This is a genomic window from Amycolatopsis sp. NBC_01480 (assembly GCF_036227205.1).
In the GTDB taxonomy this organism is placed as follows: domain Bacteria; phylum Actinomycetota; class Actinomycetes; order Mycobacteriales; family Pseudonocardiaceae; genus Amycolatopsis.
In genome coordinates, this window is sequence record NZ_CP109442.1 from 3744267 (window position 1) to 3764414 (window position 20148).

Annotated in this window: 23 protein-coding genes; 15 read left to right on the plus strand and 8 right to left on the minus strand. The window is 71.4% G+C overall.

All coding sequences use genetic code 11. From position 1 onward, the window contains the following. Window positions 1-20 precede the first annotated feature (20 nt). Window positions 21-1133, minus strand: coding sequence for an FAD-dependent oxidoreductase (locus tag OG371_RS17910; RefSeq protein WP_329070655.1), 1113 nt, complete (start codon window positions 1131-1133; stop codon window positions 21-23). Window positions 1134-1312: 179 nt separating this feature from the next. Between OG371_RS17910 and OG371_RS17915 the strand changes: the two genes are divergently transcribed. Then, window positions 1313-2341, plus strand: a complete 1029-nt coding sequence (locus tag OG371_RS17915; protein ID WP_329070657.1) for a D-cysteine desulfhydrase family protein — start codon at window positions 1313-1315, stop codon at window positions 2339-2341. Window positions 2342-2343: 2 nt separating this feature from the next. On the opposite strand, the gene OG371_RS17920 is transcribed toward OG371_RS17915, so the two are convergent. Both OG371_RS17920 and OG371_RS17925 read right to left on the minus strand, forming a co-directional pair. Continuing rightward, a complete protein-coding gene (locus tag OG371_RS17920; RefSeq protein WP_329070659.1) occupies window positions 2344-3036 on the minus strand; it encodes a DUF998 domain-containing protein in 693 nt (230 codons plus the stop codon). Window positions 3037-3088: 52 nt separating this feature from the next. After that, window positions 3089-3868, minus strand: coding sequence for a hypothetical protein (locus tag OG371_RS17925; protein WP_329070661.1), 780 nt, complete (start codon window positions 3866-3868; stop codon window positions 3089-3091). Between the two features lie 139 nt (window positions 3869-4007). Between OG371_RS17925 and OG371_RS17930 the strand changes: the two genes are divergently transcribed. Together OG371_RS17930 and OG371_RS17935 are read left to right on the plus strand one after the other, a co-directional pair. Further along, the gene (locus tag OG371_RS17930) at window positions 4008-4217 is read left to right on the plus strand and encodes an ECF-type sigma factor (protein WP_329070663.1); all 210 of its coding nucleotides are present in this window, start codon (window positions 4008-4010) and stop codon (window positions 4215-4217) included. Next, entirely contained in the window at window positions 4217-4759 is a 543-nt protein-coding gene (locus tag OG371_RS17935) for a Clp protease N-terminal domain-containing protein (RefSeq protein ID WP_329070664.1), read from the plus strand. The genes OG371_RS17930 and OG371_RS17935 overlap by 1 nt, the downstream gene beginning before the upstream one ends. Here the strand turns inward: OG371_RS17935 and yczE are convergent. Further along, entirely contained in the window at window positions 4741-5397 is a 657-nt protein-coding gene (gene yczE, locus OG371_RS17940) for a membrane protein YczE (protein ID WP_329070666.1), read from the minus strand. The genes OG371_RS17935 and yczE overlap by 19 nt on opposite strands. A 61-nt stretch (window positions 5398-5458) precedes the next feature. Between yczE and yczR the strand changes: the two genes are divergently transcribed. Next, the gene (yczR, locus tag OG371_RS17945) at window positions 5459-6904 is read left to right on the plus strand and encodes a MocR-like transcription factor YczR (protein ID WP_329070668.1); all 1446 of its coding nucleotides are present in this window, start codon (window positions 5459-5461) and stop codon (window positions 6902-6904) included. A 463-nt stretch (window positions 6905-7367) separates the two neighbouring features. Here yczR and OG371_RS17950 read toward each other — a convergent pair whose 3' ends face one another. Beyond that, window positions 7368-8168 carry a hypothetical protein gene (locus OG371_RS17950; protein ID WP_329070670.1) on the minus strand — a complete coding sequence of 267 codons (801 nt, stop codon included), beginning with the start codon at window positions 8166-8168 and terminating at the stop codon, window positions 7368-7370. 13 nt (window positions 8169-8181) lie between these two features. Here OG371_RS17950 and OG371_RS17955 point away from each other — a divergent pair, with 13 nt between their 5' ends. Further along, window positions 8182-9108, plus strand: a complete 927-nt coding sequence (locus OG371_RS17955) for a hypothetical protein (RefSeq protein WP_329070672.1) — start codon at window positions 8182-8184, stop codon at window positions 9106-9108. Window positions 9109-9443: 335 nt separating this feature from the next. On the opposite strand, the gene OG371_RS17960 is transcribed toward OG371_RS17955, so the two are convergent. After that, window positions 9444-10610: a pyridoxal phosphate-dependent aminotransferase gene (locus tag OG371_RS17960; protein WP_329070674.1), complete on the minus strand. Its 1167-nt coding sequence runs from the start codon at window positions 10608-10610 to the stop codon at window positions 9444-9446. Between the two features lie 29 nt (window positions 10611-10639). Between OG371_RS17960 and OG371_RS17965 the strand changes: the two genes are divergently transcribed. After that, the gene (locus tag OG371_RS17965) at window positions 10640-11938 is read left to right on the plus strand and encodes a DUF445 domain-containing protein (RefSeq protein WP_329070676.1); all 1299 of its coding nucleotides are present in this window, start codon (window positions 10640-10642) and stop codon (window positions 11936-11938) included. 276 nt (window positions 11939-12214) lie between these two features. Here OG371_RS17965 and OG371_RS17970 read toward each other — a convergent pair whose 3' ends face one another. Continuing rightward, a complete protein-coding gene (locus OG371_RS17970) occupies window positions 12215-12829 on the minus strand; it encodes a CGNR zinc finger domain-containing protein (RefSeq protein ID WP_442876120.1) in 615 nt (204 codons plus the stop codon). A 93-nt stretch (window positions 12830-12922) separates the two neighbouring features. Between OG371_RS17970 and OG371_RS17975 the strand changes: the two genes are divergently transcribed. Genes OG371_RS17975 through OG371_RS17985 form a run of 3 tightly spaced genes read left to right on the plus strand, consistent with a single transcriptional unit; the run spans window position 12923 to window position 14370 of the window. After that, window positions 12923-13285, plus strand: a complete 363-nt coding sequence (locus OG371_RS17975; protein ID WP_329070679.1) for a VOC family protein — start codon at window positions 12923-12925, stop codon at window positions 13283-13285. A gap of 33 nt (window positions 13286-13318) precedes the next feature. Then, window positions 13319-13693 (plus strand): TFIIB-type zinc ribbon-containing protein, encoded by a 375-nt coding sequence (locus OG371_RS17980; protein ID WP_329070681.1) that lies wholly within the window; start codon window positions 13319-13321, stop codon window positions 13691-13693. A gap of 8 nt (window positions 13694-13701) precedes the next feature. Beyond that, the gene (locus tag OG371_RS17985; RefSeq protein ID WP_329070683.1) at window positions 13702-14370 is read left to right on the plus strand and encodes an AAA family ATPase; all 669 of its coding nucleotides are present in this window, start codon (window positions 13702-13704) and stop codon (window positions 14368-14370) included. Here the strand turns inward: OG371_RS17985 and OG371_RS17990 are convergent. Next, the gene (locus OG371_RS17990) at window positions 14297-15469 is read right to left on the minus strand and encodes a methyltransferase domain-containing protein (protein ID WP_329070685.1); all 1173 of its coding nucleotides are present in this window, start codon (window positions 15467-15469) and stop codon (window positions 14297-14299) included. The two genes, OG371_RS17985 and OG371_RS17990, sit on opposite strands and share 74 nt — an antisense overlap. Before the next feature lie 141 nt (window positions 15470-15610). Here OG371_RS17990 and OG371_RS17995 point away from each other — a divergent pair, with 141 nt between their 5' ends. The 6 genes from OG371_RS17995 (at window position 15611) to OG371_RS18020 (ending at window position 20100) form a co-directional block, all read left to right on the plus strand. Then, entirely contained in the window at window positions 15611-16021 is a 411-nt protein-coding gene (locus OG371_RS17995) for a helix-turn-helix domain-containing protein (RefSeq protein WP_329073144.1), read from the plus strand. Beyond that, window positions 16018-16707 (plus strand): hypothetical protein, encoded by a 690-nt coding sequence (locus tag OG371_RS18000; RefSeq protein ID WP_329070687.1) that lies wholly within the window; start codon window positions 16018-16020, stop codon window positions 16705-16707. The genes OG371_RS17995 and OG371_RS18000 overlap by 4 nt, the downstream gene beginning before the upstream one ends. Before the next feature lie 84 nt (window positions 16708-16791). Continuing rightward, window positions 16792-17085: a DUF2516 family protein gene (locus OG371_RS18005; protein ID WP_329070689.1), complete on the plus strand. Its 294-nt coding sequence runs from the start codon at window positions 16792-16794 to the stop codon at window positions 17083-17085. Window positions 17086-17102: 17 nt separating this feature from the next. Then, the gene (locus tag OG371_RS18010; protein WP_329070691.1) at window positions 17103-17648 is read left to right on the plus strand and encodes a YbaK/EbsC family protein; all 546 of its coding nucleotides are present in this window, start codon (window positions 17103-17105) and stop codon (window positions 17646-17648) included. After that, on the plus strand, window positions 17645-18652 hold the full coding sequence (locus tag OG371_RS18015) for an ornithine cyclodeaminase family protein (protein WP_329070694.1): 1008 nt from the start codon (window positions 17645-17647) through the stop codon (window positions 18650-18652). The genes OG371_RS18010 and OG371_RS18015 overlap by 4 nt, the downstream gene beginning before the upstream one ends. Continuing rightward, entirely contained in the window at window positions 18649-20100 is a 1452-nt protein-coding gene (locus tag OG371_RS18020; RefSeq protein WP_329070696.1) for an aromatic amino acid lyase, read from the plus strand. The genes OG371_RS18015 and OG371_RS18020 overlap by 4 nt, the downstream gene beginning before the upstream one ends. Window positions 20101-20148: the final 48 nt, after the last annotated feature.

The following is a 20148-nucleotide window of genomic DNA, read 5'->3' on the forward strand; positions in this document are numbered from 1 at the left end:
GCCGACCTGAGAGAACCGGCTCAGAAGAACAGGTCGACCAGCTCCTGGGGCGGGTTGTCGCCGAAGAGCTGCACCAGGAACTCCCTGCCGTCGGTGGGCGTGGCATTGCGGCGGAACATGGCCTGCTCGAACTCGCGGAGCGCGGCGTCGACGTCGCCGGGGTGCGCGGCGATGGCCTGGGCGAGTTCGGCGCCGTCGAGCATCGCGTTGTTGGCGCCCTCGCCGTCCGGCGGCGCGAGGTGGGCGGCGTCGCCGATGAGGGTCACGCCGGGACGCGGGTCCCATCGGTGCCCGGCCGGCAGCCCGAAGAGGGGCCGCAGGATCGGCGGGGTGTCGGCGTCGGTGATCAGCGAGGTGAGCACCGGGTCCCAGCCGTCGAACTCGGCCGCGATCCGCGCGGTGGCCGCGGCCGGGTCGGTGAAGTCGATGCCGGCGAACCACTCCTGGGACCGGGTGAGGATCACGTAGGTGTGCAGGGTCGCGTCGCGCTCCCGGTGCGCGTTGATCGAACCGGCCTTCCCGGTCGTGCTCAGGGTTCCGCCGCCGACGGCCTTCGCGGCAGCTGGGTGGCGCGCATCGGCGTCGTACAGCCAGGTTTCGACAAACGAGTCGCCGGTGTACTCGGGCACCGCGTCGGACACCAGCGGCCGGACGCGGGACCAGGCTCCGTCGGCGCCGACCAGCAGGCCGGTGCTGATGGTGGTGCCGTCGGTGAAAGCCACCTCGTGACGGCCTTCGCCCAGGCTGCGGACGTCGCTGACCTTGCGTCCCCAGTGGACGGTGCCCGGCGGGAGCGAGTCGAGCAGCAGCTGGCGCAGTTCGCCCCGCTGCACCTCGGGACGGCCGCCGGTGCCGTCGTCGGCCTTCTCGAACAGCACCTTGCCGTGCTGGTCGACGATCCGCATCGCCTGGCGGCCCTCCAGCACCAGCTCGCGGAACTCGGCCATGAGGCCGGCGGCCTCGACGGCGAGCTGGCCGTTGTAGTCGTGGATGTCGAGCATCCCGCCCTGGGCGCGTGCGGCAACCGAGGGCTCGGCCTCGTAAACGGCGGCCGGGATGCCTTGGCGGTGCAGGACCCGCGCCAGGGTGAGGCCGGCGAGGCCCGCGCCGATGATGGTGACCGGAGTGGACATGTTCGCTCTTCTCGTGCTCGGTGATGGTGACCTGCTCAGGCTGCCGGCGGGCGCTGTCGGGCCGCGCACACGCGGCTGGCACGGGCCTGGCAGCCCGGCGCGGGCGGTGTCAGCCATCCGGCGTTTTGCCGGGCAACGGTTACGGTGAACCGAGAACCGCCTCAGCCCACGGAGGATCGATGACGTTCGACTTCGACCGGTTTCCCGCTCTCGAAGTTTTCCCGCGGGCCGGGCTGGGCGGGTGGCCGACGCCGCTGGTCCCGGCGCCGCGGCTCGGCGAAGCACTGGGGCTGCCGAACCTGCTGCTCAAGCGCGACGACGTGCACCCGCTCGGCCTCGGCGGCAACAAGCTGCGCAAGCTCGACTTCCACCTCGGCGCGGCGCTGGCTTCCGGCGCCGACACCGTGATCACGTTCGGCGCGCTGCAGACCAATCACGGCCGTCAGACGGCCGCCGCGTGCGCGCGCCTCGGCCTGCGCTGCGAGCTGGTGCTCACCGCGAAAGTCCCGCGCTCGGGCGAGGCGTACGAGCGCTCCGGCAACATCCCGCTGGACCTGCTGTTCGGCGCGCGGGTGCACGTCTGCGCCGACGACGAGGAGACCGGGCGGACGTACGACGAGCTGGTGGCCGAGGCCGCGGCGGAGGGCCGGAAGGTGGCGACCATCCCCGTCGGCGGCTCGGATGCCTTGGGCGCCTTGGGTTATCTGGACGCGACGCGCGAGCTGGCTCACCAGCTTTCGGCCGCGGGCATCAGCCGGGCCCGCGTCGTCGGCCCGCACGCGAGCGGCGGCACGGCGGCGGGCATCGCGCTCGGGACGGCGCTGCTCGGCTCGCTGGGCGCGGACTTCGCGTGCGTCAGCCATCCGATCGGCGAGGCCACGGAGAACCTGACGCACCTGGTCACCTCGACCGCGCAGCTCCTCGGCATCGACACCCCGGTGCTGGACCACGTGTGGATGAGCGACTCCACCCTCGGCGAGGGCTACGGCATCCCGGCGCCCGAGACCTGGGGCGCGCTACGGCTGTTCGGCCGCACCGAGGGCGTGGTCCTGGACCCGGTCTACACCGGCAAAGTCGCGGCCGCGCTGGTGGAATGGTCGGCGGCCGGCCGGTTCGACCCGGACGAGACGGTGGTCTTCGTCCACACCGGAGGCCTGCCCGGGCTGTACGGCTACGCCCCGGAATTCGCGGCCGCCATGGAGGAGTGAAGTCAGCTTCGCTCGGGCTCGAGCTGCGAAACTGCCGGAACCAGGGCCTTGGCCGCGTCGGTCCGGACCGCGATGCGGACCAGGCCCAGCAGCAGGAGGACGTCGGCGATCAGCATCAGGCGCTGCGTCACCCCGATCGGCACGGCGTCGGCGAGCACGTGGAACGGCGCGATGCCCGCCTCGTCCAGCCGGACGAACAGGAAGCTCAGCCCGAACAGCCCCAGCACCACCACGCCGAGCCGCAGCCAGCGCACCACGATCGCGCGGTACGGGCTGTCGCGCAGCGGGTCGAGCAGGGTGATGGCCGCGCCGGGCAAGCTGGTGAACGCCACCAGGCACGAGTACATGTGGATGTCGCCGCTCAGCGGGTTCGGGTTCGGCGGGTAGCTGGCCGGGAAGACCGCCGCCGTCGCCAGCCCCAGTGACCAGAGCGTGAGCAGCACCCGGGTGGTCCGCGGCAGCGGCACGCCCGCCGCCACCAGCGTGCCGAGCACCGCGAGCGAGCCGATGGCCAGCGAGAGCACGCTCGCGCCGAGCATGCCCTGGCCGCGGTCGGTGATGATGTAGCTCGACAACGTGTCGTACACCGGGTTCCGCGAGCTGATGATGTGCAGCACGGTGATGGTGAACATGCCCCACGCGATCGCCGCGAGCGCGGCCAGCCGCCAGATCCGGACCCCCCGTGAATTCCCCATGATCACAGGGTTCCGGTTCCGGGCCCTCCCGTGATCCGGGAAAACCCTGAATTCACCCCTGGTCGCGACAGGGGTTGAACTCCGCGACGACCAGTGCTTGGTCGTCGTGCCGCTTCGCGCGCGGCCAGCGTTCGCCCTGCGGGTCCTGCTTCTCCGCGGTGCGGACGGCGTCCAGCACCGCGTCCGGCCCGCTCGCCCGGGCCAGCCGCAGCACGTCCGGCCAGCCGAAGAGGCGGTACTCGTCGACGCCGATGGAGACGCCGTCGGTGGCCAGCAGCACCGCGTCGACCTCCGCGCGCGGCCACCGGCGTCGCACGGCCTTCTCCGCCGCGACCGGGTCGGCCTCCGCGACCCAGAAGCCGCCCTCGGCGTTGCGCCGCCGTCGGACGTCAGCGCCGGTCTGCAGCAGGCCGCCGTCGCGCAGGGAAAGCAGCCGGTCGTCGGAGACCACATCGGTGCCGAACTGTCCGAACGCGACAATCGGACTGTCCGCCAGGACAAGGGCTTCCACCTGCTCGGCGTCCCAGCGCACGATCGAGACGGTGCTCGACGGCGAGTTGCGCGGAGTCAGCTGCTGCGCCTCCGCGACGCCGGCGATGGCCGATGCCAGCGCGTCACCCAGGTCGGCAGTGGGCTGCGCGCTCAGCTCGGTGGCCAGCTCCCGCACCAGCAGCCCCGCGTACCAGCCGCCGGGCGGCAGGTCCGGGCTCGGCGACGTCGCGCCGTCCAGCACCAGCACGGCGTTGTCCAGCACGACGACGTGGTCTTCGGTCGGCCGGGGCAGGCCGTCCGCACCGACCCCGGCCCGCTCGGCGATCGCGATCTCGGGCATCAGCCGACTCTAACCCGGGACCCACGGCCGTCCTCAACCCTCGTGAGTGCCTATGCCGGTTCTAACCGTCGTGAACACTCACGAGTCCTCCCGTCAACCAAGGTTGACACGGCCGGCTTGTCAACCTAGATTGACAGGCATGACGGAAGCAACAGACCTGGCCGCACGGGCCGGCGACCGCGATCCCCGCGTGGGGCTTCGCGCGGTCGCGGCGCTCCGTCGGCTGGTGGAGCAACTCGAGGCCGTCCAGGTGCGCAGCGCGCGGATGCACGGCTGGTCCTGGCAGGAGATCGCCGCCGAGCTGGGGGTCAGCCGGCAGGCAGTGCACAAGAAGCACGGGAGGAACTGATGTTCGAACGGTTCACCATCGACGCGCGGATGGCCGTGGTCGAGGCGCAGATCGTGGCCCGGGAGCTGGGTTCGCGGGAGGTCTCGCCGCAGGAGGTGTTCGCCGGCCTCGCCAGAGCGGAAAACGGCGACGCGCGGCGGCTGCTGGAACAGCTGGGCGTTTCGCAGGCCGAGTTGCTCGCCGAGCTGGAGCGAATCCGGCGCCGCGGCGGGATCAGCGACGCCGACGTCGAGGCGCTCACGGAGTTCGGCATCGACGTCGACCAGATCGTCGAGCGCATCGAGCAGACGCACGGCGAGGGCGCGCTGGCGGGCGGCGGGAAACGCGGCCGCCGCGGCCACATCCCGTTCACCGGCGAGGCCAAGAAAACGCTGGAGCTGAGCCTGCGCGAAGCCGTCAAGCTCGGCGACAAGCACCTGGGCCAGGAGCACATGCTGCTCGCGCTGGTGCAGCAGAAGGGCGCGGTCGCCGACCTGCTGGCCGCGCGCGGCGTCGACTACCTGAGCGTGCGCCGGGCAGTCGGTCAGCGCGCGGCGGGCTGATGCTGTTCCTGCTGGCGGTGCCCGGACCGCCACGTGACGAGCGGCAGGAGCGCGTGGGTCAGGGGGCCGATCGACGCCGCGTAGAGCACGGTCCCGACGCCGACACTGCCGCCGAGCAGCCAGCCGGCGGCCAGCACCGTCACCTCGATCCCGGTGCGGACCAGCCGCACCGATCGGCCGGTGCGCGCGGTGAGCCCGGTCATCAGCCCGTCGCGCGGGCCGGGGCCCAGGCGGGTGCCGACGTAGACGGCGGTCGCGATGGCGTTCAGGAGCACGCCGCCGGCCAGCAGCACGATCTGCCAGGTGAGCACGTGCTGGTCGGGCAGCACGGCGCGGACGGCGTCGACGGTCACGGAGATCACCGCGATGTTCGCGACCGTCCCGATGCCGGGGCGCTGGCGTAGCGGGATCCAGAGCAGCAGCACGAACACCGACACGATCCCGCTGACCGTGCCGAAGCTCAGCCCGGTGATCTTCGTGACGCCGTCGTTGAGCACGTCCCACGGGTCGAGGCCGAGGCCCGCGCGGGTGAGCATCGCCATGCTGGCGCCGTAGAGCGAGAGCCCGCCGAGGAGCTGGAGGCCGCGGAGCGCGGGGGCCCGGCGGAGGCTGAGCGGACTGAGATCGATTGTTGCCACTTCTGCACTATCCGGCACAACTGGTCTGGTAAACCATGGCCAATTCTGGATAATTGGACTCATGGAATCGCAGGTACCGCTGGGGAGTCGAGTCTCCGGTCAGAGATTGGCCGTGTTGCTGGGGGAGTGGCGGCGCCGGGGCTCCCGCCAGGGCGCGGCCGACCTCGCCGCGGCCGTCGAGCTGCAGGTGCTCGACGGCCAGCTCCCCATCGGCACCCGGCTGCCCGCGGAGCGGGAGCTGGCCGAAGCGCTGGCCGTCAGCCGGACGCTCATCGGCGCGGCCCTCGACCGGCTGCGTGAAGACGGCCTGGTAGCCAGCCGTCGCGGCGCCGGTTCCTGGATCGCCGGCAACGGACGGCGGGGACACGAGCCCGCGCTGCCGTCCGGCGAAGGCCTGCTCGACCTGGCGCGCGCCGCGCCGGCCGCGTTGCCTGGGCTGATGTCCGCGATCGACGACGCGCGGCGCGACATGGCCGAGTACGTCACCGGCAACGGCTACCTCACCGGCGGACTGCCATTGCTGCGTGAGCGGATCGCCGAGCGCTACACCGCGCGTGGCTTGCCGACGTCGCCGGAGCAGGTGGTGGTGACCGGCGGCGCGTACTCGGCTTTTGTGCTCTGCCTGCGGATGCTCGCCGGCCCGGGCGACCGGGTGCTGGTCGAGCAGCCGACCTATCCCAACGCGCTCGACGCCATCCGCGCCGCCCACGCCCTGCCCGTCCCGGTGGCGCTCGACCCGGTGCGCGGCTGGGACCTGGCCGGGATCGAGGCCGCGCTGCGCCAGGCGTCGCCGCGGTTCGGCTACCTGGTGGTCGACTTCCAGAACCCCACCGGCCTGCGGCTGGACGCGGCGGCCCGCGAGCGGCTCGGCGGGCTGCTGGCCCGTTCGCGGACCCCGGTGGTCGTCGACGAATCGTTGGTGGAGCTGGATTACGAGGGCGATCCGGTGGACGGGCCGCCGCCGCTGGCCGCGTTCGCCGGCGACCTGTCGCTGACCGTCGGCTCCGCCGCGAAGTCCCACTGGGGCGGGCTGCGGCTGGGCTGGATCCGGGCGTCCGCGGACCTGGTGGACCGGCTGACTTCGTCGCGGTTCGCGGTGGACCTGGGCGCGCCGGTCTTCGAGCAGCTGGTGCTGGCGTCGCTGCTGGAGCCGGCGGGCTACGAGGCGCTGGCGCGTCGCCGGGAGGAGCTCAAGGGACAGCGGGACGCGCTGGTCGGGGCGCTGAAGTGGTACTGCCCGGAATGGACGTTCGAGGTGCCGTCCGGCGGGCTCTCACTGTGGTGCCGGCTGCCGGAGCCGATGAGCACCCGGCTGGCGGTCTCGGCGGCGAACCACGGCGTGCAGCTGGCGCCGGGCTCGCGATTCGGCGTGCAGGGTGGTTTGGAGCGGTGGCTGCGGGTGCCGTTCGGGTTGCCGCCGGACCAGCTGTTCGAGGCCGTCCGCCGGCTGAGCGCGGCGGCGGGCTCGGTGCGGGGACTGCCGGCCGTGAATGTGCCGGTGACGTAAGGCTTTTGACGATAAACAGCCGGTGCACCGGATGGTCCTGGCCACTCCAGGGAGGGTGGCGGTCACATCCGGCGCACCGGCTGTTCGTCACCCGCTCCGCAGAACGGAGCGGGCACCGTGGCGGCTTTCTGGCACAGCCCCTCGACGTGCCGGGAAGCGCCGACGGCTCAGGCGGGCTTCGGTTGGCGCAGGTTCTCGCTCGGCGCGGTGAGCGAGGACCTCCGGAGCACGCCCGTTGTGGGTCCCGGCGCCGCAGGGGCAGCGCGGCGCCGGGACCGGGACCCGATCCGGCCGGGCGCGGTCGGCCGGTCGGGAAGCAGGAAGGTGTGCATGGATCTGCCCCTGTGTTTCGTCAGCGGGTAACAGCGCTTTCAGGGGAGGGCGCGGCGCAGCCGCACAGGGCGCGCGAACAAGAAGTTGATCTTGATTTGGACGCGGCTCTCCCCGGAGGACCAGGTGCCGGTCAGTCCGGGGAGGTGGTGGGCAGGGCCGCTTCCCGGCCCGCGCCGTCGACCTCGTGGTCGCGGCTGACCCCGATCAGCTTGAGCTGAGTGGTGGTGGCGCAGTCGCCGGAAACGGCGAACGCCTGCCGCGCGCCGCCGGAGCCGTCGTGCCCCGGGGTGGCGGTGGTGGTCGGTGCCATCGGCGCGCTGGGCGCGGCCGGGAGCCCGCCGCCACCCCCGCCGCCGCTGCCGCCGCCGTTGATCGCGTGGGTGTCGGAGTCGCGCTGCTGATGCCGCTGCGCGCTGTTGCCGGACAGCCCGTTCGTCGTCGTCCCCGTCGGCTCGGCGAGGCTGTTGCGGTTCGAGATGACGGTGGTCGTCGTGGCCGGTGCCCCCGGCGTGGTCACGGCGGGGGCAGTAGCACTGGCCGGCGCGACGGTCGTCCCGATCAGCGTCGGCACGGTCGCGGTGACGCCCCCGCTGACGGAGCCGCCGGACAACACCGGCCCGAGCACCCCGTCGATCGGCAACAACGGCGGCAGGTCGGTGCCGTTCCCCGGCGTCGACGGCGGCAACACGGTCTGCCCGACGGTGTTGACGGTCCCGAGGACCCCGCCGACGGTGGTGAGCGCGGTGTTCAGCGTTGTGTCGACTACATCGACCAGGCCGCCGACCAGGCCGCCCACTAGACCACCGAGGAGGCCGCCGCTCTGCTTGGGCGCGGTCGGTTGGGTTTGCTGGGTCGTTTGGTCCGGCTGGGCCGCGGGCTTCTCGACGGGCTGCTGGACCAGGGGCTGCTGGACGACCATCAACGGCCGCACGACGGCAGTGCTGGTGCTGCCCGTGCTGCCGCTGCCTGTGCTGGCGCTGCTGCTGGTGCCGGTGCTGGCGTTGCTGCTGGTGCCCGTGCTGTTGTTGCTGCCGTCGGTGATGCCATCGCCCGCGCTGCCGCCGGCGGTGTTGCTGCTGCTCGCGCTGCCGCCCGTGCCGGTCTCGGCGTTGCCGCAGGTGCCCGTGCTGCCGTCAGCGGTGTTGCCGGCGCTGCTGTTGCCGTTGTTGGCGGTGCTGGCACTGCCGTCGGCGCTGGACCCGTTGGCCGAGTCGCTGCTGGACGAGGCGGCATCGCTGCTCGGCGAAGTGGTTCCGGTAGCCGAGTTGTCGGTGGCCGAGCTGTCCGGGGCGGTGGTCGCCGGTGCCGTCGAGCCGGTGTGGCTGGGCCTGCTCGAGCTGGAGGTGCCCGTGGCTCTCGATCCGCGGCTGGTCGCGGCTGTGCCGGGGTGGGTTGCTTCGCGGTCGCCGGGGGTGGTTGAGCCGCGGGGGCCGTCGGCGGCCTGGTGGTGCCGGGCGGGTGAAGAGTCGGTGGCGTGTTTTCCGGCGTGGGCGGAGGCCGTGGCGACAGCGTCACCGGAAGAAGAATCAGCGGCATTCCGCTCATCGGCCGACGCGCTCGTATTCGCGAGTACCGCCCCGAGTAGCCATCCGGCCAGCGCCAGCCCACCCGCCAACGCGATCCGCGCGGTCGGCCGCGCGATCGGACCAGCCCAAGCCCTCGGACGGTGCGCCCTCGCCCCACCCGCCGACGTCGCCGGAACCGAGGCAACCTTCAGCTCAGCAGCCGCAGCCTGGGCAGCCGCAGCGCGAGAATCCGGAGCTTCCCCAGTCATGGTTTGCGCAGGCACAGTGGGGTGCACGGGAATCGTGTCGATCACGCCACCACCACCGTCCGCGCCTGAAGCTCATGCGGTCACCGCACGAAGCTGATCTTGCTGGGGTTCTCTTCCGGCCAGGTCGCAGTTACCCCGGGGCTGCACTCTTTCTAGCACCGCTCGCGAGTGTTTCATCTCTCCCGCGTTCGATCCACCCCGTACGGCGGAACAGCCTCACCGGCTCTGGTGTCCGAACGGCCGAAGTTGATCACCGTGTGTGCTCCCGGACGGTCGCGCCAGGGCCATCCGGGCCCCTCCTTCGACCGTCCCCGCAGGCGTTTGACCTGATGTCTCGAGCCGGACAACCACTCAGGGTATCGCGTGATCAACGCTGGGTACCGGCCCGCGACTGTACTGAAAGGACAGCCCGCCGGCCGCGACGTGAAGTGGTCAGACGAGTGACCGCAATCGCTGGACGGCGTCGTCGATGACCTCGTTGCGCTTGCAGAACGCGAAGCGCAGCAGGTGTTTCCACTCTTCCGGGTGATCGGTGAACACCTTTACGGGGACGGCCGCGACACCCACACGCTCCGGCAGCTCCCACGCCAGCTCGGCGGCGTCGGTGAAGCCGAGCGGCCGGACGTCGACGCAGACGAAGTACGTGCCCTCGCTCGGGCGCACCTCGAAACCGGCGTCCGCGAGGCCCGCGGAGAGCCGGTCGCGCTTGTCCTGCAAGCTCGTGCGCAGGCCTTCGACCCACTCCAGCTCGTTGTCCAGCGCGTACGCGACCGCCGGTTGCAGCGGCCCGCCCGAGACGAACGTGATGAACTGCTTCGCCGCCTTCACGGCCGCGACCAGCTCCGGCGTCGAGCAGACCCAGCCGATCTTCCAGCCGGTGCAGTTGAACGTCTTGCCGGCGCTCGAGATCGACACCGTCCGCTCGCGCATGCCCGGCAGCGTCGCCAGCGGGATGTGCTCGGCGCGGTCGAAGACGAGGTGCTCGTAGACCTCGTCGGTGATCGCGATCAGGTCGTGCTCCACGCACAACGCGGCGACGGCCTCCAGCTGCCCGCGCGTGAACACCGTCCCGGTCGGGTTGTGCGGCGAGTTCAGCAGCACCGCGCGCGTCCGCGGGGTGATCGCGGCGCGCAGGGCGCCGAGGTCCAGCTCCAGGCGCCCGTCGGGATTCTCGACGAGGCCGATCACCCGCCGCTCGGCCCCGGCCATGGCGACCGCCGCGGCGTACGAGTCGTAGTACGGCTCCACGACGATGACCTCGTCGCCGCGCTCGGTCAGCGCGATGAGCGCGGCGGTGATGGCCTCGGTGGCGCCCGCGGTGACCAGGATCTCCGTGTCCGGGTCGTACTCGGTGCCGTACCGCAGCCGGTGCCGGGCGATCGCCGCGCGCAGCTCGGGCCGTCCGGGGCCGGGCGGGTACTGGTTGGAGCCGCCGAACAGCGCGTTCTTCGCGGCTTCGAGCATCCCGGCGGGCCCGTCGGTGTCGGGAAAGCCCTGGCCGAGGTTCACGGCGTTGTGCTTCACGGCGAGTGCCGTCATCTCCGCGAAGATCGTCGCGGTGAACGGGCGGAGGCGGGGGACAAGAGCTGGTTCGCGCACGAAAACGCATCCTCACGGACAATGGCGTTGTGGAGCAACTCACGCCAGCCAACCTCACCCCGGCAGACCCGCCCGGCGGCGCCGCCGGGGAAGCGGAAAAACAACGCGGCTTGCGCAAGATGAAGCTGGTCGCGCTTGCTTTCCTGCTCGGCGCGACGGTCATCTTCCTGCTCACGGCCTGGGCGGAATCCTCGGGCTGGCCCGGCTGGGTCGGCTACGTCCGCGCGGCCGCCGAAGCGGGCATGGTCGGCGCGCTCGCCGACTGGTTCGCCGTCACGGCGCTGTTCCGGCATCCGCTGGGCCTGCGGATCCCGCACACGGCGATCATCCCGAACAAGAAGGACCAGCTGGGCAACAGCCTCGGCGAGTTCGTCGGGTCCAACTTCCTGTCCGAGGGCGTCATCCGCGACAAGCTGCGGCGCGTCGAAATCGCTCGGCGCCTCGGCGGCTGGCTCCGGCAGCCGGCGAACGCGGAGCGCGTGACGTCCGAGCTGGCCACGGTCGTGCGCGGCGCCATCACGGTCCTGCGGGACGAGGACGTGCAGGCGATCATGGAGCAGGCCGTGGTCAAGCGCATCGTCGACCGGCCGTGGGGCCCGCCGCTGGGCAAGATCCTGGCCGGCGTCTTCGAGGACGGCGCGCACCACAAGCTCGTGGACCTCATGTGCGACCGCGGTTACGAATGGGTCCGCGACAACCACAACACGATGCTGCGCGTGGTCTCGGACCGCGCGCCGAGCTGGTCGCCGAAGTTCGTCGACGAGATGCTGGCGGACAAGGTGTACGGCGAGGTCCTGGCCTTCACCTGGGCGGTGAAGACGGACGTCAACCACCCGATGCGGCTCGCGCTGGACAAGTTCCTCGGCGAATTCGCGCAGGACCTGCAGCACGACCCGCAGACGATGGAGCGCGCCGAGCAGGTCAAGGGCCAGATCGTCAGCCACGCCGAGGTGCAGAAGCTGATCGGCTCGGCCTGGGCGACGGCGAAGGAGATGCTGCTCAACGCCGCGGAGGACCCGTCGAGCGAGCTGCGCCGCCGCGTCCGCGCGAGTCTGGAGGCCCTCGGCGAGCGCCTCATCACGGAGGACACCCTGGCGGGCAAGGTCGACGGCTGGGTCGAGAGCGCCGCGGTGTACCTGGTCTCCAACTACTCCAAGGAGATCACCACGATCATCACCGACACCGTGGAACGCTGGGACGCGGAGGAGACCTCGCGGAAGATCGAACTGCAGGTCGGCCGGGACCTCCAGTTCATCCGGATCAACGGCACTGTGGTGGGGGCGCTGGCCGGGCTGGTGATTTACACGGTGGCACAGCTGCTGTTCTGAGCGGTGGCTGCTGTTTCGCGGCAGCTGTGGTTCTGCGTTTTCCGGCGGCGGTCCACAGCCGCCGCGGCCTGTCCACAGGGCGCATCCCCAGGTGGAGGGCGGGGCGAAACATGAACGAACCGCTATACCACACCCGAGGGAGCCTCAAACCAGTTGTCCACAGGAAGCTGAGTTATCCCCGGGGTTATCCACAGCTTTTCACGGTGATGGCCTAACGGGCGTCCACAAGTTGTGGGGATCCGGTGCGTCTGCACGTGCACATGTGGTGGCTGTGCACTAGTTGTCCACAGGGCTTGAGTTGTGCACACCGGCCGTGCGGGCCCGCCAGGAGCGGGCCTTTTCGCGGTTGCCGCAGACGCGCATGGAGCACCAGGTGCGGGAGCGGTTGCGGGACTCGTCGTAGAAGGCCCAGAGGCAGTCGTCCGCAGGGCAGATCTTGAGGCGGACCCAGTCGCCGCGGATGGCGAGGCGGGTGGCGGCGGCCAGTACGGCGGTGATGACGTCGGGGGCCAGCAGTGCCGGGCCGTCGGCGGTCAGGGCGAGGTGGAGCGGGACGTCCAGTGGCCGGGGCGGCAGGCGAGGATCGCCGATCGCGGCACGGAGTGCGTCACGGACGGCGCGGGCTGCCTCAGGCGTGGCGCGGGCATCGGCGGGCACGGTGCGGGCAGGCGTGACGGGGGCGGGGTCGCGCATGGCGCGGGCGTCGGCAGGTGCGGCGCGGAGGGTGGCAGGCGTGGTGCGGGCGTCGGCGGGCTTGTCGGGGGCGATCGCGTGCCCGGCGTGCTCGGCGGACCAGCGGTGCCAGAGCTCCGGGTCGTCCAGTAGGTCCTCGTTCCGTTCGACGTCGACGGTGTTGAGGAAGGCGACCACCAGGGAAGCGTCGGTGTGCACACAACCAGTGTACGGGGAATGGCGGTTGCGGACCGCCTTGCTAACTTCCATACTCCCTACGACGGTTATCCGACTGGAGGGACGTGGATGAAAATGGGTGCGATACCGACGTTCGGCAGCGTGTGCCTCGACTGTCCGGACCCGGCGGCGCTCGCCGGCTTCTACCGGGTGCTGCTTGATTGGGACGAACCCAAGATCGAGGACGGATGGGTCACGCTCGTCAATCCACAGGGTGGTCCGCGCATCGAATTCCAGCGGGTGGACGACTATCGGGCGCCCGAGTGGCCGTCGCCGGACAAGCCGCAGCAGGCGCACCTCGACCTCGACGTCACCGACCTCGAAGCGGCGCACGAGCGCGCGCTGGGCCTCGGCGCGCGGCTCCTCGACGCCTCGCCCAAGACCTTCCGGGTGTACGCCGATCCGGCGGGTCACCCGTTCTGCCTGTGCGCCTGCTGACGCGGTGCGCGAAAAATGCGTAGGCTCTGATACGTGATTTGTCCGAAGTGTCAGAATCAGATGCGGACCGTCGACAAGAACGGGATCCACATCGACCAGTGCGACGGCTGCCGCGGCATCTTCCTGGACCGCGGTGAGCTGGAGCAGATCGTCGGCGCCGAAAGCTCTTACTACGGACGGCAGCAGCAGCCACCGCCGTACGGAGCGGCCGGGCCCCACGGGCGGCCGGACTCGCCGCAGCCCTACCGCGGCGGCGGTTACGCCGATTCGCCACGGCCTCACCGCGGCTACTCGGATTCGCCCCGCCCCTACGGCGGCCACGGCTACTCCGACTCCCCGCGCCCGTACGGCGGCGGCAACCACGGCGGACGCCGCAAGCGCAGCTTCCTCGAGAACCTCTTCGACTGAACCAGTCGGTGCTTGATCTCAGGATCTGCCCAGCCTGTGGCGACCGTGCCGAACAGCCGATCGCCGACGGGGAAACGTTGGTGTGCGGGCGATGCGGGCATCGGTGGCCGTTCCGGCGGCTGCCGCTGTTCGCGCTCACCGGGCCCAGCGGGGCGGGCAAGTCGACCGTCGGGCCCGCGCTCGCGGCGAGGATGGCCGGTGACGTTGTGGTCCTGGAACAGGACGTGCTCTGGACCGGTGCCCTGCGCGACGACGTCCCCGGCCACCCTGCGTTCCGCGCGGCCTGGTTGCGGATGGCGGCCATGCTCCACCAGAACGGCCGCCCGGTCGTGTTGTGCGGGACCGTCGCGCCGCCCGAGCTGGAACCCTTACCGGAGCGGGTTTTCTTCGACGACGTGCACTACCTCGCGTTGGTCGCCGAGCCCGAGACGCTACGGCGTCGGCTGCGGGCCAGGCCCGCTTGGCGGGAGTGGGACGAGGCGCGGATCGACGAGATGCTCGGCTTCAACGACTGGATTCGCGGCCAAGTCGACCACTTCGACACCACCGACGTGCCGTTGGACAGCACCGTCGCGTACGTCGAGGAGTGGGTTCGCGCCGGGCTCAAGCCACCAGGGGCCACCGCAGGCCGTCCGGTTCGTCGAGCCAGAACTCCTGGTGCGGCCCGTCCACGGTGAGCCCGAAGCGGTCGCGCTCGGGTTTGCCCAGTGACTCCCACAGCACGTACGCGCGTTCGGCCAAGTCCCACAACGCGCGCGGGCCGCCCTGGGCGACCTCGAACGTCCCGCCCGCTTTGCGGCAGCGGACCCACGAGCCGTCGGGATGGGTCAGCGCCACCGGGCCCGGATCGGCGCGGGTGAGGATCACCGACGTGCCGCTGGACGGCTTCTCTCGGACCGGGTGGACGTCCGGCAGTTCCAGCGAAGCGAAGAACTCGAACTGGTGCTTCGGCTTCACCAGCAACGACATCGGCAGCCGGGTGGGGCGCCAGTCCGAGTCGTCCGGGATCGGCAGGGGCGCGGGTTCGGGGCGGCGGTGGGCGCGCAGCGGCATGAACCGGCCGTCGCGGGCCAGGACGCGGCCGGTGCCCTTCGCGCCTTCGCCCGCGACCAGGCGCACCAGGCCCGCGCCCAGCGGCCGGTTCAACGTCGTCACCACGAGCCCGCCCGGCACGGTCTGCTCCAGCCAGGCCGGCGGGATCACCGAGACCGAAGCCGTGCACAGCACCCGGTCGAACAGCACGCCCGCCGGGAAGCCGAGCGCGCCGTCGCCCACCGCGCAGGACGGGGCGTAGCCGCAGGCTTGCAGGTGCTCGCGCGCCGCGGCCACCAGATCCGCATCGATGTCCACAGTGGACACCTGGCCGGATCCGCAGCGGTGGCTCAGCAGCCCCGCGTTGTACCCGGTGCCGGTGCCGACCTCCAGCACCCGCTGCCCGTCGCGCACGCGCAGCTCCTCCAGCATGATCGCCATGATCGCGGGCATGCTCGACGAGCTGGTGGGTATCCCGGGAACGGGGCCGCGGCGGGCCTCGGCCCAGCGCGACGGGTCGTCGTCCAGCTGGGTGACCAGCACTTCCGGTGAGTAGACGTGCTCCAGCCAGCCCGGGTCGCCGGAGTCCACCGCGGTCCAGCCCTCGCCGGACGGCAGGAAGAACCGCGGCAGGAACACGTGCCGCGGCACCGAGCGGAAGGCCTCGGCCCAGCGGTCGTCGTGCAGCGCGTCCTGTTCGACGAGGTGCTTGACCAGCCGGCGGCGCAGCCGTTGCGTGCCCATGGACTCCACCGTAGCCGGGTGAGGGGCAACACACCCGATAGTTGCAAGCAGAGTGCTTGCAACTGCTAGCACTCCCGCGTAACGTCGAAGGTGTCGCGAGGAGGTGACCGGATGACAGAACCCGGCGGAGCCCAGAACCCGATGGAGAAGGTCGCGGACATCGCTTCCGACATCGGCGAGTACATCCGGCAGCAGCGCAGCAGCGCGAAGATCTCGTTGCGGCAGCTGTCGAAACTCGCCGGAGTGTCCAATCCGTACCTGAGCCAGATCGAGCGCGGGGTCCGCAAGCCCAGCGCGGAGATCCTGCAGCAGATCGCCAAGGGCCTGCGCATCTCGGCCGAGGCGCTCTACGTGCAGGCGGGAATCCTCGACCTGCCCACGGGCGGCCCGGTGGGCGACTCGATCCGAGCCGACACCGAGCTGACCGAGCGGCAGAAGCAGGTCCTGCTCGACGTCTACGAGTCCTTCCGACGCGAGAACGCCGCGGCCCGTCCAGCCGCGGAGGCACCCCCAACACAGACCACTGAAGACATCACTGAGGAGTCGGCATGACCACACCCACCACCAAGGACGTCCGCAAGGCCGTCGACACCGCCCTCGAGCAGGTCCGCACCCCGCTGCTCGCCGCGCTCGGCGCCGGCAACCTGGCCAGCCAGGCCGTGGTGGACGCCGTCGCCAAGGCCCGCGAGAACGTGACCAAGAGCGGCGAGGCGGCCCGCAAGAACCTCGAGGAGATCCCGACCGACGTCGAGGGCCTGCGCGAGAAGCTGGACCCGGCCGAGCTGCGCAAGGTCATCGACGAGTACACCGAGGCCGCGCTCAAGCTGTACAACAAGCTGGCCGAGTCCGGCGAGCAGGCCTGGGACAAGATCGCCGCGCAGCCGCAGGTCAAGAAGGCCATCGAGCAGCTGGAGGACGCGCTGTCCACCGCGCAGGAGCGCGTGGACGGGCTGACCGGCGAGACCCGTGAGCGCGTGGACGGCGTGCTGGCCAAGGTGACCAAGCGCACCCGCTCGGCCGGCGAGAAGGCCGCCCGCAAGGTGACCGAGGTCGCCGGCGAGACCGCGGACGCCGTCGAGGAGCTGGGTGGCGAGCTCGCCCACGAGACCCGCTCGGCCACCCGCAAGGTCGCCAACCGCACGGCGCCGAAGACCACCAGCCCGGCGGCGCGTCGCACCACCACGACCGCCAGCACCACCGCGGCCAAGAAGCCGGCCGCGCCGAAGACCGACAAGTAAACGGCACCGCCCTGCTGGCCCCGGCACCCCGCGAGGAGTGCCGGGGCCAGAGTCGTCCCGGCGGCCTGCCGTAAGCTGGAAAACGTGCTGGTTGCCACTTGGATCCTCGGGGTCATCCACTGGGGCAGCGCCTTGGTCGGGCTCTTCGCCTTCGTACACGCGCTGTTCCAGCGGTCGGACGCCTTCTCGGCCGCTGATCGCCGGACCAAGCCGATCTGGTCGCTGATCACCTTCGGCGCCACCCTCGCGCTGGCGCTGTTCTGGCTCCAGGACGCGGGGTTCATCTTCTGGGTGCCCGCGATGGCCGCGGTGCTGGTCTACCTGGTCGACGTGCGGCCGCGGCTGAACGAGGTCCAGCGCGGCAAGCGCAACTGGTAAAGCAGTAGCGTGGCGAAGTGACCACCTGGAGCATTGCCGGGACCCTCACCGTCGTTCCCGCGCCCACCCGCACCGACCTGCTCGCCGAACCCGTCGCGAAGGCGCTGGCGGCGCTCGCTTCGCCGGATGCCGTCGGCGTCACGGAGATCGATCCCGAGCTGGCCGACACCGCCGCGTTCTGTGAGGCGTACGGCTCGCCGCTCGACGCGTCCGCGAACTGCGTGGTCGTCGCCGGCAAGCGCGCCGGCGAGGTCCGGTTCGCCGCAGCGATGGTGCTCGCCACCACCCGCGCCGACGTCAACGGGGTGATCAAGCGCCGCCTCGACGTGCGCAAGGCGTCGTTCGCGCCGATGGACGAGGCCGTTTCGCTCACCGGCATGGAGTACGGCGGCATCACGCCCGTCGGCCTGCCCGCGGAGTGGCCGATCCTGATCGACGCCGCGGTCGCCGCCGCGCCGGAACTGGTGATCGGCAGCGGGATCCGCGGCAGCAAGCTGCTGATCTCCGGTGCCGCGCTCGCGTCGCTGCCCAACGCGGAGGTCATCGAGGGCCTCGCCCGGTGACGTCCGTCTGGATGCGGTACCTGAGCGGCGCGGACATCGACTCACTCGGCGTCACGCACGCGGACATCGTCGGCGCGGTCGAGGACGTGCTGGTCGACCACGGGCACGGCGACGTCGTGTTCGAGCCGCGCACGCACCTCGTGCCGGACAACGGCGGCAAGGGGCACTTCAACATCCTGCGCGGGCACCTGTCGGCGAAGCAGGTCAGCGGCGTGAAGGTGGTCGGCGACTTCGTCTCGAACTTCGAGCGCGGGCTGCCCAGCGAGATGGCGCTGATCCTGCTGCTCGACCCGGAGACGGGCATGCCGCGCGCGATCGTCGACGGCACCATGATCACCGAGGCCCGCACCGGCGCGATGACCGCCGTGGGCGCGAAATACCTGGCGCGGCCCGGTTCGAAGGTGCTCGGGCACGTCGGCGCGCGCGGCACGGCCTGGTGGAACGTGGTGCTGCTGGACTCGATCTTCGACTTCGACGAGATCCGCGTGACCAGCAAACGGCCCGAGTCGCGCGAGGACTTCGGGCGGCGGCTCTCGGCGGAGCTCGGCAAGGAGGTCCGCGTCTGCGCCGACGCCGCCTCGACCCTCGACGGCGCCGACGTGCTCGTGGAGGCCTCGCGGCTGAACGAGCCGGAAGCGTTGGTGCGCAAGGATTTCCTGCGTCCGGGCACGTTCCTCGTCCCGTACGGCACGATCAGCGCGCTGGAGCTGACGCTGCTCGACGCCGTGGACAAGCTCGTGGTCGACAACTGGCGCGAGTCGCAGTCCGGCAACCCCCGGTTCGGCGCGCTGCGGCCGCAGCTGAACGCGGGCCTGCTCACCGAGGACGGCGTGTACGCGGAGATCGGCGATATCGTGGCCGGCAGCAAACCCGGCCGGGAGAACGACGACGAGCGCATCCTGTTCTGGCACCGCGGACTGTCCACAACGGACGTCGCCGTGGCGAACATGATCCTGCAGCGGGCCGAAGCGGCGGACGTCGGCACGATGCTGCCGTACCGATGATCGCCCGCGAGCCGGGCGACGTGGTGCGCGCCGAGGTCGAGCGGATCGAGCTGGACCCGGCGCTGCTGGCGTCGGTGCGCGCGAACCGTTCGGCGATGCTGGCCGCGCTGGACTCCGCCGAGGGCCCGATCTACGGCGTCAACACCGGCATGGGGCGGCTCGCGGGCGTGCGGCTTTCCGCCGCGCAGCAGGCCGAACACCAGCGGAACCTGCTGGTGGGCCGGGCCGTCGGAGGCCCGCCGTGGCTCTCGCCGGAGCTGACGCGCGCGCTGATGATCATGCGGCTGCGGAGTTTCCTGCGGCCGGAGGCTGCGGTGAGCGCCGAACTGGTCTCGTTCCTCGTCGACCGGCTGAACGACGGGTTCACCCCCGCCGTGCCGCGCGGTGGGCTGGGCAGCTCCGGCGAGATCATCCCGCTGGCGCACGCGTTCCAGACCTTCATCGGCCTCGGTTCGGTGCTGGAGGACGGGGCCGTGGTGTCCGCGGCGGAAGCGTTGCGACAGCGCGGGGTGCAGCCGTTCGAACTGGGGCCGAAGGAGGGCGCGAGCCTGATCCAGGGCTCGCCGCTGGCGCAGGCGTACGCGTGGCAGCTGAGCGGGAGCGTGCACCAGCTCGTCGACCTGCAGACGCTGTGCGCCGCGATCGCGGTCGACGTCATGGGCGCGCCCCGCGCGGTGTACCAGTACTCGATCCCGAACCCGCACGTCACGGCGGTGCTCGCGGACGTGACCAGGCTGACCTGGGGTGCGGCCGCGCGGCCGGGTGTGGTGCAGGCGCCGGTGTCCGTGCGGGTCGGCCCGCGGGTGATCGGCTTCCTGGACCAGGTGTCCGCCGATCTCGTGGCCACGCTGCGCGAGTCCTGGGACACGCCGGGCGACTCACCGTCGTTTGTGGACGGTGCCTTCGTGCCGACCACCGGGTACCACGCGGCCGACCTCGGGCTGCGGATGGACGCGGTGAAGGCCGCGGTGGTGCACGTCGGCGAGGTCGCGGTGCAGCGGCTGCACCGGCTGCTGGACCCGCAGTTCAGCGGGCTGCCGGCGCAGCTGGCCGTGGACCCTGGGCCGCAGGCCGGGCTGACGCCGTTGCACAAACGCGCGGTGGGGGAGCTGCATGCGTTGCGGCGCTTGGCCGCGCCGGCGACGATCGGCTCGCTCGACACGTCGGCGGGGCAGGAGGACGTGCAGGCGTTCGCGTGGGCGGCCGGGGCCGAGCTGGAAACGGCGATCGAGCACCTGTTCGCCATCACGGCGTGTGAGCTGATCGCCGGTGCGCAGGCGCGGCATCTCGCCGAAGGTGACGGCGCCCAGGGCTTAGCCGGGGCGTACCGCTGGATCGCCGCGACCGTCCCGCCGGTGCTGGTGGACCGTCCGCTGGGGCCGGACGTCGAGCGGCTGGTGGCGGTCTGCCGGGAGACCTACCTCGACGACTTGTCGGACCTGGCCTGAAAAGTCCGTCAAGGCCTCCTTACCCGCGTCGGACGCTGGTAAGGAGGC